The organism is Arenibacter troitsensis, assembly GCF_900177645.1.
GTDB classification, from domain to species: Bacteria; Bacteroidota; Bacteroidia; order Flavobacteriales; family Flavobacteriaceae; genus Arenibacter; species Arenibacter troitsensis.
In genome coordinates, this window is record NZ_FXAO01000006.1 from 368,886 (window position 1) to 384,697 (window position 15,812).

Annotated in this window: 10 protein-coding genes; 9 read left to right on the forward strand and 1 reads right to left on the reverse strand. The window is 42.3% G+C overall.

Features of this window, described 5'->3' with window-relative positions:
* Positions 1-35: 35 nt before the first annotated feature.
* The 7 genes from B9Y87_RS15465 (at position 36) to B9Y87_RS15495 (ending at position 9,971) form a co-directional block, all read left to right on the forward strand.
* Positions 36-2,846, forward strand: coding sequence for an NPCBM/NEW2 domain-containing protein (locus tag B9Y87_RS15465; RefSeq protein ID WP_085499870.1), 2,811 nt, complete (start codon positions 36-38; stop codon positions 2,844-2,846).
* A gap of 17 nt (positions 2,847-2,863) precedes the next feature.
* Entirely contained in the window at positions 2,864-5,161 is a 2,298-nt protein-coding gene (locus tag B9Y87_RS15470; protein WP_085499871.1) for a glycosyl hydrolase family 95 catalytic domain-containing protein, read from the forward strand.
* 823 nt (positions 5,162-5,984) lie between these two features.
* Entirely contained in the window at positions 5,985-6,896 is a 912-nt protein-coding gene (locus B9Y87_RS15475) for an alpha/beta hydrolase (protein ID WP_085499872.1), read from the forward strand.
* 156 nt (positions 6,897-7,052) lie between these two features.
* A complete protein-coding gene (locus B9Y87_RS15480) occupies positions 7,053-7,487 on the forward strand; it encodes a thioredoxin family protein (RefSeq protein ID WP_085499873.1) in 435 nt (144 codons plus the stop codon).
* Positions 7,484-8,473, forward strand: coding sequence for an FAD:protein FMN transferase (locus B9Y87_RS15485; protein ID WP_394334967.1), 990 nt, complete (start codon positions 7,484-7,486; stop codon positions 8,471-8,473). The genes B9Y87_RS15480 and B9Y87_RS15485 overlap by 4 nt, the downstream gene beginning before the upstream one ends.
* A gap of 4 nt (positions 8,474-8,477) precedes the next feature.
* Entirely contained in the window at positions 8,478-8,687 is a 210-nt protein-coding gene (locus tag B9Y87_RS15490; RefSeq protein WP_085499875.1) for a DUF4266 domain-containing protein, read from the forward strand.
* A 6-nt stretch (positions 8,688-8,693) separates the two neighbouring features.
* Positions 8,694-9,971 carry a DUF3570 domain-containing protein gene (locus B9Y87_RS15495; RefSeq protein ID WP_085499876.1) on the forward strand — a complete coding sequence of 426 codons (1,278 nt, stop codon included), beginning with the start codon at positions 8,694-8,696 and terminating at the stop codon, positions 9,969-9,971.
* A 168-nt stretch (positions 9,972-10,139) separates the two neighbouring features.
* On the opposite strand, the gene B9Y87_RS15500 is transcribed toward B9Y87_RS15495, so the two are convergent.
* Positions 10,140-13,166 (reverse strand): aminotransferase class III-fold pyridoxal phosphate-dependent enzyme, encoded by a 3,027-nt coding sequence (locus B9Y87_RS15500; protein WP_085499877.1) that lies wholly within the window; start codon positions 13,164-13,166, stop codon positions 10,140-10,142.
* A gap of 208 nt (positions 13,167-13,374) precedes the next feature.
* Here B9Y87_RS15500 and B9Y87_RS15505 point away from each other — a divergent pair, with 208 nt between their 5' ends.
* Together B9Y87_RS15505 and B9Y87_RS15510 are read left to right on the forward strand one after the other, a co-directional pair.
* A complete protein-coding gene (locus tag B9Y87_RS15505) occupies positions 13,375-14,643 on the forward strand; it encodes a PQQ-dependent sugar dehydrogenase (RefSeq protein WP_085499878.1) in 1,269 nt (422 codons plus the stop codon).
* A 404-nt stretch (positions 14,644-15,047) separates the two neighbouring features.
* Positions 15,048-15,413 carry a hypothetical protein gene (locus tag B9Y87_RS15510; protein ID WP_139827251.1) on the forward strand — a complete coding sequence of 122 codons (366 nt, stop codon included), beginning with the start codon at positions 15,048-15,050 and terminating at the stop codon, positions 15,411-15,413.
* Positions 15,414-15,812 lie beyond the last annotated feature (399 nt).

Here is a 15,812-nt window from a genome sequence, read left to right on the forward strand (position 1 = left end):
CCTAAAGAACACCAAAATTCCAGAAATAAATTTCAATGCAATTCCTAAAACTATATTTACCGCTACTCCTCTTATTCACCATCTCTACCCATTCGCAACAAGCGGGAAAAGGGGTCATCAGCCTTTCCGAATTGGATGTTGAAAAACCGGAACAAGCCTGGTGGCCTGCCCAAAAAAACAAGGCCATTAACGGAATGCCCATACAAATAGGAGATGAAACCTTCAAGGAAGGTATTGGAACCCTGTCCCAAAGCAGGCTATTCTTTTTCTTGGACGGCAAGAGCCAAAAATTTAGTGCTCGGGTGGGCATACAGAATCAACAAGACTTTCCACAGGAGGTGGAATTCAATACCTTAAGTGACGGCAATAAACTATTCTATACCCAAAAAGATGGGGACAAAACGTTTGTAGGTATTGCCAACTCTGAAGAAGGCATGGGCAAAGGTAGTGTTAGATTCCTAATAAAAGGAGACGGAAAATTGTTATGGAAAAGCAAAAAAATTAATGGTGGAAGCAAGGCCATTCAAGTAAATTTAGATATAAATGGTATTCAAGTCCTGGAATTGGCCGTAGAGGATATGGGTGATGGCATCTCTGGTGACCATGCCGTCTGGGCAGAGCCGACAATACATTATAGTACCCACAAACCCCAATTGGTAGATGCCGATTATTTCAACAAGTTAAAAACCGTTGACACCTCTTATAATACCCATATTAAACCATTATTAGAAAGGTTGCCCTTTGGCCAAAAAGAATATGAACAAGGGGTGAATGCCGATTGGTTGATTACCAAAGTAGAACTGCCATCCATGGTCTACAAGCAGCACAATGAAAAGGAAATTGTAATCTCCAACGGATTGATCAGTAGAACTTTCCGACTAACCCCAAATTGCGCCACGGTAGGTTTTACCAACCTTGTAACGGGAGAATCACTGCTCCGTGGTGTTAGTCCAGAGGCCATGCTTACTATAGACGGACAGGAATACACCGTTGGCGGATTGGACGGACAAATTGAATATGGCTATTTAAAAGAGGAATGGTTAGACCAAATGTGGAGTCCGGCCGGTTCGTTTCAACTTACCCATTTTAAGATCGATGATATTCAGGAGCGCATAAACTGGCCCAACAAAAGATGGTCTTCCAAACCAAAAAGTCCAACACCAGGAAAACACATAAGCTTTTCCTACGCCCATCCAGAATTTCCCGACCTGGAAGTGAAGGTTCATTATGAAATCTATGATGGCCTTCCTTTGATCAGCAAATGGTTCACCATTGATAATCACGGTAAAAAGTCCGTTGTATTAAATAATTTCAAGAGTGAAATCCTTGCCATGGTGGAGGCAGAAAGCGCTGTAGAAAAACAAAAAGGATGGGAAACCCCAAACATACATGTGGAAAGCGATTTTGAGTTTCATTCCATGTCCATGAAAAATGCGAACAAAGTTGTGCATTGGGAAAGAGATCCACGTTATACTTCACAGGCCAGTTATTTATTATCCACTCCATGTTTATTGGAATGTAAATTGCCCATTGGACCCAATGAGACAATAGCCGCCGGCACTAACTTTGAATCGTTCAGAATCTGGGAAATGCCCTTTGATAGCCACGATAAGCAACGTAAAGGCCTTTATACCAATGCCATGTATAAATCAATAGCCCCATGGACTACAGAAAATCCCTTATTTTTACATTTAACGACCACTGATGATGTTAAGGTAAAGGCAGCTATAGACCAATGCGCGGAAACAGGTTACGAAATGGTCATTTTAAGTTTTGGCAGTGGCCTGAACATGGAGGACCTTTCCGATGCCAATATTACCAAATTCAAGGCCTTGGCAGATTACGCCCACTCCAAGGGTATAGAATTGGGCGGATATTCTTTATTGTCCAGTAGGTGGATCAGTGAAGAGGTAGATGTCATTAATCCGGAAACGGGCAAGAGGGGTGGCGTAATTCACGGAAGTTCTCCTTGTCTCAATAGCCAATGGGGCATTGATTATTTTGAAAAACTGAAGACATTTTTTGAACAAACGGGCTTCGACCTATTGGAGCACGATGGTTCCTACCCGGGTCAATTATGTGCTTCCACCGAGCATATAGGCCATAAAGGGGTAGAGGATTCCCAATGGAAATCTTGGAAGCGAATAACCGACTTTTATAAATGGTGCAACGAAAAAGGAATTTCGCTAAATATCCCGGATTGGTATTATCTTAGTGGCAGCACTAAGAACGGTATTGGATATAGGGAAGTCAATTGGTCCCTGCCCAGAGAACGTCAATTGATCCTTGGGAGACAAAATATGTATGATGGTACCTTTGACCGACTTCCAAGTATGAGTTGGACCTTTGTGCCCCTTACGGAATATCATGGCGGGGGAGCAGAGGCTACTATAGAGCCCTTGGATACCCATTTGGAAGCCTATAAGGCACATATGGTGCAAAACTATGGGATGGGGGTTCAGGCATGTTATAGAGGCCCTCGCTTATATGATACCGAGAAAACAAAATCGACCGTTATAGAAGTAGTAGATTGGTACAAAAAATACCGCAACATCCTTAATGCCCCTATTATCCATTTAAAAAGGGCGAATGGAAGGGAAATTGATGGCATTATGCATGTGGACCCGGAATTAAACGAAAAAGGGATGGCACTGTTCTTTAACCCTACGAACAAGACCTTGTCCCAAACCATAAAACTCCCCCTATATTACACCGGACACTCGAATGAGGTGAACATCAAAGAGAAGGAAGGCAAAACAACAACCTATGAACTGGCAAGGGATTACTCCGTGGAACTAAAAGTGGAAATTCCCGCCAATGGCAGTACTTGGTTTGTAATTTATTGAACTATAAAACAATATACATGAAAGCTAAAGCAATATGCCTTTTGGCCATAGTTCTCAGCTTATGGAGCTGCGAATCAGCGCGAAACAATCAGGAACTGGACCGAATTCCCGCATATAAACTGGAGTTCAATAAATTGTCCTCGACCTGGGATGAAGCCATTCCCTTGGGAAATGGTACCGTAGGTGCCTTGGTTTGGGAAAATGACGGAAAACTTCGATTATCCCTGGACAGGGCTGATCTTTGGGACCTACGGCCCATGGAAAATCTAGATTTTGAGAATCATGGATTTGATTGGGTAAAGGAGCAATGGGAAAAGGATACCTATAAAAATGTACAGGACAGATATGATGCCCCCTACGACCAATTACCGGCACCCTCAAAAATTCCCGGCGGAGCCCTGGAATTTGATGTGAAAGGATTGGGAGAAGTAGAATCGGTAAAGCTGAATTTGGATTCCGCAATATGCGAGGTAAAATGGAAGAATGGCGCTATTCTTAAAACCTTTGTCCACGCCACCGAACCTTTGGGATGGTATACCTTTGAAAACATTAACGAAGAATTGAATCCAACCATAATTCCACCGGCCTATGTATCGGTAAAACAAGAAGGTGCCAATGACCCGGTAACAGGGCAAGATCTTCGAAGATTAAATTATGATGGCGGGAGGGTTACCCAAAAAGACCATATCATTACCTATGACCAGAAAGGATGGTCCAATTTTCAATTTCAGGTACACACCCAATGGCAACCTACACCTAAAGGTATTCAGGGAAGTTGGAGCATAAGCTCTCAAACTTCGGATAAAGCCCCTAAAGAAACCGCAGAACAAGTAGTAACTAAATCGCTTCAGGCAGGAATGGCATCCTCCATGGAAAGTCACATTGCCTGGTGGAAATCATTCTGGGATCAGTCTACTATAAAAATTCCAGATCCCGTATTGCAGCACCAGTGGTATATGGAAATGTACAAGTTGGGGTCGGCAGCCAGAAAGGGGGCTCCACCCATATCCCTACAAAGTGTATGGACAGCGGACAACGGAAAATTACCCCCTTGGAAAGGCGATTACCACCATGATCTGAACACACAATTAAGTTATTGGCCTACCTATTCCGGCAACCATTTGGATTTGGAACAAGGTTTTATCGATTGGCTTACCCAATACAAACCCACTTTTAAAAAATATACCAAAGATTTCTATGGCACTAACGGACTTAATGTCCCTGGGGTTACTACCTTGACAGGGGAACCTATGGGAGGCTGGATACAATATTCCTTTGGGCCAACGGTCGGGGCTTGGTTGGGACAACATTTTTATCTGCATTGGCGCTATACCATGGATCGCGATTTCCTAAAGAACGAGGCTTACCCTTGGATCAAGGAGGTGGCCAATCATTTTAACGAATTGTCTGTTTTGGATGAGGATGGCAAACGAAAACTTCCCTTAAGTTCCAGCCCTGAAATACATAATAATTCCCGTGAGGCCTGGTTTGGGAATATGACCAATTTTGACCTTGCCCTAATTAAATGGACCTATTCCCATGCGGCAGAACTGGCCTTGGAACTCGGCCTTAAGAAAGAGGCAGAACAATGGGAAGCCGCGATAAAAGAATGGCCGGATTACGCTGTAAACGAACATGGGCTAATGTTCTCTCCTAGCCTTCCCTTTAATGAGTCGCACCGACATTTTTCCCATTTAATGGCCATACATCCACTTGGATTGATAGACCCGTCAAATGGCACAAAGGATATGGAGGTCATAGAAAAGACCATCGCCAACTTGGATGCCACCGGTTCCAGTCAGTGGGTTGGTTATTCCTTTAGCTGGCTGGGAAATCTAAAGGCCAGGGCTTTTGATGGGGAAGGCGCGGCAAAAGCATTAAAGGATTTTGCTACCTCCTTTGTGCTCCCCAATAGTTTTCACGTTAACGGTGACCAATCGGGAACCGGAAAATCGAATTTTACTTATAGGCCATTTACCTTGGAAGGCAACTTTGCCTTTGCCGCAGGCCTACAGGAAATGCTAATACAAAGCCATACGGGTACCGTACGTCTTTTTCCTGCCATACCCATGGATTGGAAAAATGTTGGATTTAGCAAATTACGGACCGAAGGTGCCTTTTTAATATCCGCCCAAAAACAAGACGGCAAACTAAAATGGGTAAAGATTGTTTCTGAAAAAGGTGGGACAATCCGACTTATGAATCCATTTTCCAATAAGGAATTTTCAATGGAAGAGGACGTTAACTCCCATTGGGATGGCGATGTATTAATAATTGAAACCCAACCTGGCCAGGAAATATGGCTTAAACCATAATACAATAAGCCATATTGCACCAAATGCGGTGCTCAGAGTTATCCAAACGGTCTATATTGGCGGTATAGGTCCAACTGTAATATAATTTCAAATAGCTGATCTAAAGTAAGGCTCCTTCCCTTAGGCAAGGGAAGGTGGATCTTCAGCCATAGAGTGAAGTCGTACCTGCCGTCGGGAGCTAGATATGCCATTTAATTCATAAAATTGCTTTTTTCGGGTATTGATGAAACCCCATATTAGCTACTAGTGTGATTTAGCTCATGCCGTATTCATTTTAGGGGTATTCGTGAATCTCCGATTTAGCTGCGCTGAATCTTCAATTTCTCTATTTGGTCGAAATGACAACCGTAGTCACTTCGACAGAGTCCCTTTTTCGGGACGAGAAGTCGCACAGACTTGATTATAACTTAACAAATGATATAGCTCACAACGGCCTTACTCAAGAATTTGCGTATCCCGCAAACATAATTACAGCTGTTCTGAACGAAGAATTACATCGGATAAGTGTACTTCAGTAAAGGACATAACTATTTCTAGGCAAGGGAAGGAGTCCAGTGCTATTGAAATGCCGGCAACAGCCTCTAAAGCTACTCAACCAAAACACAACCAACTAATCATCAATTATTTACAAAAACTATAGTGACTATAAATTATCAATTAATATTTTTTGATAATTTATAGATATTAAAATTACTGACCATCCAGCGTCAAAAATTGCTTTTAAAAACCTTCCTATGGCCTGGGATGCCCTTGCAAAATTTTAAATATTCTTGTTCAACGATATTTTCTATCTTTAACCATATCAACCTATTCAAAAATTAAAATGAAACCATTCTTTTTCCTTTTTAGCTGTTTATTTTCTATGACCATTTTCGCACAAAACACCGTACTACCACTTTGGCCCAACAACATTCCCAACTCCATTAAAACAGATGAAAAAGAAGAGGTGATTAGCGCGGACATTGTAAGGATCGCCAAAGTACAGGTTCCTCAGATTGAGGTGTATTTACCGGCCAAGAAAATTGCTACCGGACAGGCAGTGCTCATTTTCCCGGGCGGAGGTTATGGCATATTGGCCTATGATTGGGAAGGAACCGACTTTGCAAAATTCCTAAACGGAAAGGGCATTGCCGGAATCGTAGTTAAATACAGACTACCCAATTCCAAATCGGTCACAGAAAAACACAAAGTGCCATTGCAAGATGCACAACGCGCCATTAGGACGGTGCGCTCCAAAGCCGAGGAATGGAATATAGACCCAAACAACATTGGTATTATTGGATTTTCAGCAGGTGGACATTTGGCTTCCACTTTGGGAACACATTATAAAGAAGAGGTATATGCCCAACAGGATAGTATTGACCAACTCAGTGCCCGCCCAGACTTTATGACCTTGGCCTATCCGGTAATTACAATGGGAGAGCCAAATACCCATGGTGGCTCCAGAAAGAACTTATTGGGAGAAAACCCTTCCCAAAAATTGTTGGATCATTTCTCCAACGAATTACAGGTTACTGCCGATACCCCTCCTACTTTTTTGCTCCACGCCTCAGATGATAAAGGAGTACCAGTAGAAAATAGCCTTTTATTCTATACAGCATTGGTAAAACACCAGGTACCTGCTGAAATGCACATCTATCCAACTGGCGGTCATGGTTTTGCCTTGGGACTTCAAGAAACACATTTGGCTACTTGGACCGATCAATGGGTAGGATGGTTAAATAACTTAAAATGATAATTCTCCAAACCATTGGGAATGAATGTTGTATTTACCATGGTTTTGAATTAACAATAGCTGTAAGGAATTAACTTATCCCCGACAAAATCCAATGATTAATATCATGTATTGATACGCCCAAAATCTTTACTTTTATCATTAAAACTTCGTAGAATGAAGAAGCAAACTTTAATAATAGCCCTACTTATGTCAAGTTTCCTATTCGCTCAAAAATGGGAAACCGATTGGTCTACCGCAGCTGCCCTTGCCAAAGAAAATCATCAAAATGTAGTATTGGTCTTTTCTGGCTCCGATTGGTGCGCCCCCTGTATTAAACTGGACAAAAATATTTGGCAGTCTGCAGAATTTCAGAACTATGCCAAAGGTCATTGGACCCTGCTAAGGGCAGATTTTCCTAGAAAAAAAGCCAACCAACTCCCAGAGGAACAAAAAAATAAAAACGCCCAACTTGCAGAAAAGTATAATAAGAATGGATACTTTCCATTGGTCTTGGTTTTAGACCCCAATGGAAATATCTTGGGCCAAACCGGATTTAAAAATGTATCCGTGAAAGAATATATTGCACTTTTAAAATCGTTCGAAGGTTGAAAAACCCACTATTAATTGCCATTGTATTTATTATCCCATGTTTCGTTTTTGCTCAGGACATAGCACACAGACGAACCACAAAATTAATGGGAAGCAGGTTTGATATTACTATAGTTGCACAGGATGAAGTTACCGCTAACCGTTACATAGACAAGGCTATAGAAGAAATTACCAGAATTGAAAAATTGATTTCCTCATGGATTCCAAGCTCACAGACCTCGCAGATCAATCTAAACGCAGGGATTAAACCTGTAAAAGTTGATCAAGAATTAATAGACCTTATTGAGCGCTGCATCACCGTCTCAAAGATTACGGACGGCGCCTTCGATATCACCTATGCCTCCATTGATAAGATTTGGAGATATGATGGCAGCATGACAGAAATGCCCACCAAGGAAGCCATAGAAAATTCCGTTGCCAAGATCGTCTCTCAAAACATTGTCCTGGACAAGACGTCACAAACGGTGTTCTTAACTTTGAAGGGTATGAAAATAGGGTTTGGTGCCATTGGAAAAGGATATGCGGCAGATAAGGTGAGAAGCATGCTAAAAGAAGAAGGTGTTAAATCGGGAATAATCAATGCCTCGGGCGACCTAACCACCTGGGGGAAACAACCTGATGGTAAGGATTGGATGGTGGGCATAACCAACCCTCTTAACAAGGACAACATCTTCTCTTGGTTCCCTGTTGTTAATGCGGCGGTTGCCACCTCTGGCAATTATGAAAAATACGTCACCTTTAACGGGGTTAAATATAGTCATATCATCGACCCAAGAACCGGTTATCCCTCTACGGGTATCCTAAGTGTTACCATATTTGCCCCTAGTGCCGAATTGTGTGACGCCCTGGCTACCTCCGTTTTTATTACCGGAACGGAAACAGGACTTCATATGATTAACCAAATTAAAGGGGTGGAATGCATTATTATAGACGATCATAACAATATTCACACTTCCGAAAATATTGAACTTAACAAAACCCAATAACGCTATGCGATATTTCATTATACTTATTACGGGCATTTTATCACTTTCCTCCTGTGTTGCAGTAAGGGAATATGACAAAGTATACCTCAACGACGAAGAAATGATCCTGGCTACCAAAAGTCTTGAGCGCTTTGAAACTAATTTTCACATATATCGGGAAGCCGCTGCGGGCGCCAATGGAGGCAAGACAGGTGGTGGATGCGGATGCAATTAAAATAGCATGAGAAAAATAGGATTTTTAGTATTTTTTGGGTTGATTTCTTGGACAGGAATTTCCCAAGGCAACAATCAGGAGTATATAAAAAAAGTCTTGGAGACCACGGAAGTGGAGCTGCTTTATAGCTATTACAGTCAGGATGGAGACAATGCTGCCGTAACTGGTGGGGAGGGCACGGAAAAATTAACGGATATGACCCCCACAATTGTTGTGAGCATTCCCCTAGGTGAAGACAATGTGCTTAGTTTGGATGCAGGAATATCTGCCTACACCTCGGCCTCCTCTAGTAACATTAACCCTTTTGACGGGAACAATTCGGCCAGTCCCTGGGTAGAATCATCGGGTGCCTCAAGAAGCGATGTGCTAACTTATTTTCATCCAACCTTTACCCATAGTTCCAAGGACCGAAATAAAATTGTTAGTGGCAATATAGCGGTATCTGCCGAATACGATTACTTTTCAATAGGTTTTGGTGGTGGATACACCCATCTCATGAACGAAAAAAACACAGAATTGGGATTAAGTGGGCAGGTATATTTGGATACCTATAAACCACAATATCCCATTGAATTGCGCGAAGGCTTTTTTGATAGTAGAATTACCGGTACGGGCACCTATTCTCCTTTGTTCAATGAATTTGACCAGCTTAATCGCAATACTTATTCCATATCCCTTAATTTCTCCCAGATCATCACCAAGCGCTTACAGGCTTCACTTTCCTTGGACCTGATATATCAGGAAGGTTTATTGTCTACTCCACACCAAAGGGTCTATTTACAAGACAGGAACGATTTCTTTATTGAGGAATTTCAATTGGCGGACGATGTTGAAAAACTGCCTTTCAAAAGATTTAAGGTACCTATTGGGGGCCGCATTGCCTACTACCTTAACGAGCTGTTAAGCCTTCGTACCTATTTCAGATACTATTATGACGATTGGGGAGTTACCGCTTATACTGGAAGTTTGGAAATCCCTATAAAAATATCCGATAAGTTTACGGTATATCCCATGTACCGTTATTATACCCAAACAGCTTCCGATTACTTTTATCCCAAGGAAACGGCATTATCCACCTATGAATACTACACCTCTGATTATGACTTATCGGCCTTTAACAGCAACCAGTACGGTTTTGGCATTACCTACAGGGATATTTTCACCCAATCCAAGGTATGGAAATTCGGTTTAAAGAGCATTAGCTTTAGGTTCAACCAATACGAGAGAACTACCGGTTTAAGCGCCAGTATATTCGAATTGGGAGCCAAGTTCATCATGGATTAGGATAAGGTGACAACCCACAAAGGATATTCAGATGTTCCTTATGTAACATAATTACCCTAAAAACGCCCCAGTAGTTCCCTCCACTTCGGGGAGAGCCTGCCCGACTTTAGGCGGAGCTAGGGTGGGGGCTTAAACGCAGCAATCGATCTGTAAATACCTACGATTGGATTACAGTTTCATAAAATCTTCGGCCAAAATTTTGCCTAAATAAAATATAAGTTCTTCCGCATTTTCCTGGGAAAAGACCAGAGGGGGTTTTATTTTAAGAACATTGTGGTCAGGGCCATCGGTGCTCATAAGGATACCGTGGTCTTTCATTCGGTTGGCCAAATAATCGGTCTGGGCCGCCAAAGGCTCCATTTTTTCATCCACCAACTCTATCCCCAAGAATAGACCCTGCCCCCTTACATCCCCAATTATTGGGAAATCCTTTGAAAGCTTATTTAACTGCTGCTTCAAATAGGTCCCCACCGCCAAGGCATGTGCCTGTAGCTTCTCCCGTTTTACCACCCTTAGAACCTCGGCACCAATGGCACAGGAGACCGGATTGCCCCCAAAAGTGTTGAAATACTCCATGCCATTGGCAAATTTTTCCGCTACTTCCTGTGTACAGGCCACCGCAGCCAAGGGATGCCCGTTGCCAAGCGGTTTCCCTATGGTAACGATATCGGGAATTACCCCGTGCAATTGGAAGCCCCAAAAGGTACTGCCCATACGACCGCAACCCACTTGCACCTCATCCGAGATACAGAGTCCGCCCGCTTCCTTCACGTATTGATAGGCCTTGGCCAAGAATCCTTCCGGTAATTCTATCTGCCCCCCACAGCTAATGATTGGCTCTATGATAAAACCGCCTACTCCCCTTCCCTTTGCATGAATCCTATCTATTTGCCCCTTAACCTCCTCTGCATACGGCCCGCCTGTACTTTCTCCGCGAAATTTTCCCCTAAAGGCATCGGGAAGTGGAAAAATATGGGTGTGTTCAGGGGCACCCTGGCCTCCCTTGCCATCAAATTTGTAAGAACTGATATCGATGCACCTATTGGTATTGCCATGGTAGCCCACCTCAGAGGCTATAATGTCCCGATCACCGGTGGCCGCCTTAAGCATACGGATGGCCAACTCATTGGCCTCACTACCGGAATTCACAAAATGGAGCACACTTAATTCTGGTGGTAAGGTCTCCAACAGTTCTTTGGCCAATTCATTGATGTTTTCATGCAGATAGCGACTATTGGTATTGATCAAGGCCATTTGCTCCTGCCCTGCCCTTACTACCGCTGGATGTTCGTGCCCCACATGGGCAACATTGTTTACGGTATCCAAGTATTTTCTTCCGTATTGGTCCATTAGGTACTGTCCTGCCCCCCGTACCATTTTTATGGGCACCTTGTACTGCAGGCTTAAACTTTTGCCCAAATGTTGTTTTCTATATTCCAGGATGTCTGCGTTGGAGGTGGCTTGCCTTCCCCCCAATCCCTTGGTTTTAAACAAAAGGTTGGGATCTGGACATAGGCTCTTCCATACGGCAATCTGGTCGTGATACGCTACTCCTGGATAATCGATCTTATACTGCAGCATGGACAGCATAATCTGAAAATGCAAATGTGGGGCCCAATTACCGTTCTCAGGCCAATTCCCCAAAACCCCAATAACATCGCCCGATTTTATGATAGTTCCAATTGCATGGCTAGTAGCACTAGCCACTGTTAAATGTCCGTAAAGCGTATAAAACTCCAGCCCCTCCACCAGATGTTTCAATATCACCAATCCACCGTATTCCTTGTCCCCCTCATCATTTACAGCCGTAACCACTTCCCCATCAAAAAGTGCATGCACGGCAGTACTGGCCGGCAACCAAAAATCCACTCCCAAATGAATACTTCTGCTCTCCCTCCCATTATTTCCTATTTTATCATAGGAGGAGGTGGTATAAATGGGTCTGGGTTCCAGATACCCTCCGGCCAATATTTTGGAAGGATATTCCCCCTGCAACTTGTTGAGTTTATATTGAAAATAATCCAGGTCGTTAAAGTCCTTTTCATGCCCCAACCATTTACTGGAAACGCTCAGATCCAGGGCATGGACTTCATTATAGCCCTTATCAGGGAAAAGCCTATCCAGCGAAAAGGTTTTGCCTTGTGACCAAACCCTGAATTTTTCCTCAGAGGGATGGGCAGTATACCCACAGGTCTCCCTAAAACTATAGTGTGCAAAATCGGCATTGATATCCTTCCATTTCCGCAATAACTCCCATGCCGGTTTTTCACTGATCAAAAGATAGGTATTGTCCGGTTCCTTCTTCTTATTGATGGCCGATTTGGTTACCGATATCACCAAACGCATGGCAATGGCGGTATACAAATGTTCCAACTCCTTTTCCTGTAAGGAGAAAGAATTATGATAGCCCTTAACAATAGGCAAAGCTGCCTTTAGGGGATCATTATGGTGCATAATGGCATAGGCGCAGGCCACGGCCAGGTCGTTAACAATCTGCGTATATACCGAATCCCCGAAATCTATGGCAGTGACCACTTTGGGATCGATCAGGTCTTGGGAAACGATTATATTATTATCGTTGGCGTCATTGTGTACCACTGCCTTGCGCAACTGGGAATAACGGGGCTGTGCCTCCTTAAATTGATCCTGAAAATGGGAGATGACTTCTTTGTCCCCATTTTTAAAAAGATCAAGATATTCTGTGGTCCAATTTCCCTGGCTTATGTCCCAGACGAATTCCCGATGGGCCTCGGGATGATCAAAACCCTGCAAGGCAGCTGTTAGCCTTCCACAATGTGCTCCCAAGCTGTAGCGAAGATTGTCCAATTGGGGGTTTACCCCACTCCAGACCCTGCCGGCAATCCAAGACAACAAGCGCACTTTCCTGATACGACCTGATTCGTCCTTAGTTTCCGAAATCAAACTTCCATTTTTATCCGGAATGACTCTAGGAACAGTTAAATCCCAACCCTTATTGGCAACAAATTGCAACAGTTTCTGCTGAAAATCCAAATAACCCGCGTTCTCTTCCGGACGGGATATTTTTAGGACATAAGCCTTCCCATCCGATGCATCGATCTTAAAATTAAAATCGATCTCCCCTGGCAGTGGTTTGGCCATACCTTGAACGTCAAAATTTTCAAGCGCAATTTGGACGGCCTCCTCTGCTGTTATTCTAATCTTGCTATATTCCATTGAATTTCAACTACAATATTGAACTCTCCCATGAACTCATTAACCAACTACCAAATTAAGAATATTATTTTCACAGGAACATTAGGGCAAATAAATATTCCAAACACCATTGGCAAAGTAGCATCTAAGGCCAAATTCTGGTTTTTTCTTAAAAAATAAGATTGAAATACTATCTTTAGCCCTTGATCCAACCACACTAATTAATATTATGAATAACAGAATTACATTTCCAGTATTTAAGTCATTATCCATGCTTGTTTTTTTGGCAGTACTAACCACACAATGCAAGCAAAATTCCAAAGAAAAAGTAGCAGCTCCAATCAATGAAACCGATATAGTGATCCCGGAGGATTTTTCTATAGAAGTTGTAGCGAAAGATTTAGGAAATCTAAGACATATGACCGTCTCAAAGAATGGGGATATTTATGCAAATAGATCCAAACTAAAGGACGACAAAAGTATTATCCTCCTTAAGGACACCGACAATGACGGAAAAATTGATACGGAAAAGCAATTTGGCAATCTCCCAGGGACAGGCATCCTGATAAAAGACGGTTACTTATACACCTCCTCCAATGCCGGGGTCTACCGATATAAATTAAATGAAAATGAAGAAATTATCGATATTGATAATCCAGAGAATATAGTGGACGGATTGGCGGATAAAGGCAGGGACAATGCAAAATCATTTGTAATGGACGATAATGCCAACATTTATGTCACCATAGGCTCTTGGAACGATAGCTGTAGGGAAGAAGGTACTGGAAACGGTATTATGCCCTGTACCATCCTGGATTCAGCAGGGGGTATTTGGCAATTTAAGGCCGATAAATTAAACCAGTCCTTTTCGGATGGAATACGTTATGCCACCGGGGTAAAAAATGCTGTGGCCACAGCTTGGAACTACAAAACCAATTCCTTATTTGCCGCTGTTCATGGCAGGGGTGCCTTCCATGATTTTTACCCAGAACACTATACCGCCAAGCACAGTGCGGAACTTCCTGCGGAAACATTGTTCGAACTACATAAGGGTGATGATGCCGGTTGGCCCTATATCTATTACGATCAGTTTAAGAAGAAGAATATCCTTGCCCCGGAATATGGGGGCGACGGTGAAAAAACGGGAAGTGAAAACGCAATAGAACCTATTATGGCGTTCCCAGCCCATTTGGCTCCCAACGACCTACTTTTTTATACAGGAACCATGTTCCCTGAAAAATATAGAAATGGCGCTTTTATTGCATTTCATGGTCAGTCTCCAGAGTTAAAAAAAGGATATTTCGTGGCCTTCGTACCTTTTAAGGATGGTAAGCCGAATGGAAATTGGGAAATCTTTGCAGATAATTTTTCGGGCATAGACCTAGCAAATCCAAGTGGCCCTATTCAGCACAGACCCTGTGGATTGGCACAAGGTCCTAACGGTGAATTGTATGTAAGCGAAGATCTAAACGGTACCATATACAAAATAACCTATTAATCTACTAGACAATACCCAAAATACTACTACGATCACTTAAAGTGATAAGACAGTGTTGGCCCTAAAAAAATGGCAATTTTCTGTTAATGTAGTCATCATATCATCAAGATCCCTTAAGACATCTTCTAAAGGGATCTTTTTTTACCCAATTCCCAGACATCCAATAAACCCTAACTATTGGATTAGCCCATTTTATCACCGGAATCAATCAATTTAATATTCCTCTATACTTCAATTACAATGTTATAAGTGTACTCCACCAAACAATCTGTGTAAGGTTACCGGCTCCCATTTATACGTTTACAAGGTCCGATTTATGAAAATCTTAAGAAAATAAATATTCCATAATTATTATTTTTAGGGCGGTAAAAATGATTAAACAATTAAAAAACACCTGTAAAACTATGAAAACAGTATTAACAGCACTTTATTTCTTTTTGGGAATTACATTACTGCAAGCATCAACAACAACAAACGAACTTGATGATTTGGAAGTTGGTTCTGTATTAATGATTGGAAGTCCTTCTGCAAATCTGTATGAACATATAGAAGTGCCAAGGATGAATTTTATCATTAAGAAAGGAGGAATTCCAAACTACAAAACTCTTTTCCAGAGCAAAGTGATCGTTTCCAAAATGGAAGTAATGCCAGATGGTAGTAAGGTAGTACACCTGAAGAGGCAAAATGGAAAACGCTTTTTTAATAGCCATAGCTATATAAAGGCCAGACTTAAAGAAGCCATTGACACAGAAGAACTGGTTAGACTTTAGTCGGCACGTATAAAGCCTACACTGCCAAAACTTTGTAGTGTAGCAAGGCAAAAAAGCATACTTACTAATATTGAAAGCCCTTGATTTAAGGGCTTTTTTTATTTTTAGCTAGTAAACAAAATCCGGATCAATCCCAAAAGTTGTGTGTGAATTACAAAAAGATATGCCTGACCAGCTCAAGTTGGTGTTCTGTTCATTTTTTGCATCGCCCAAAAAACGACCAGGGCCGAATAACCAAGGTACGGTGTACCTTGGTTAGGAGGAGCCAGCTGTAGCCTAGGAGGCTGATTTTAAATTTCTTTAAATCTACGCAATTTCCACAGCCGCGCCGTCCAGGCCGCTTTCGCTAAGGCGAAATGCTCTTTGGACAGCTACCTGAACCCAATGTGGAAACCACTT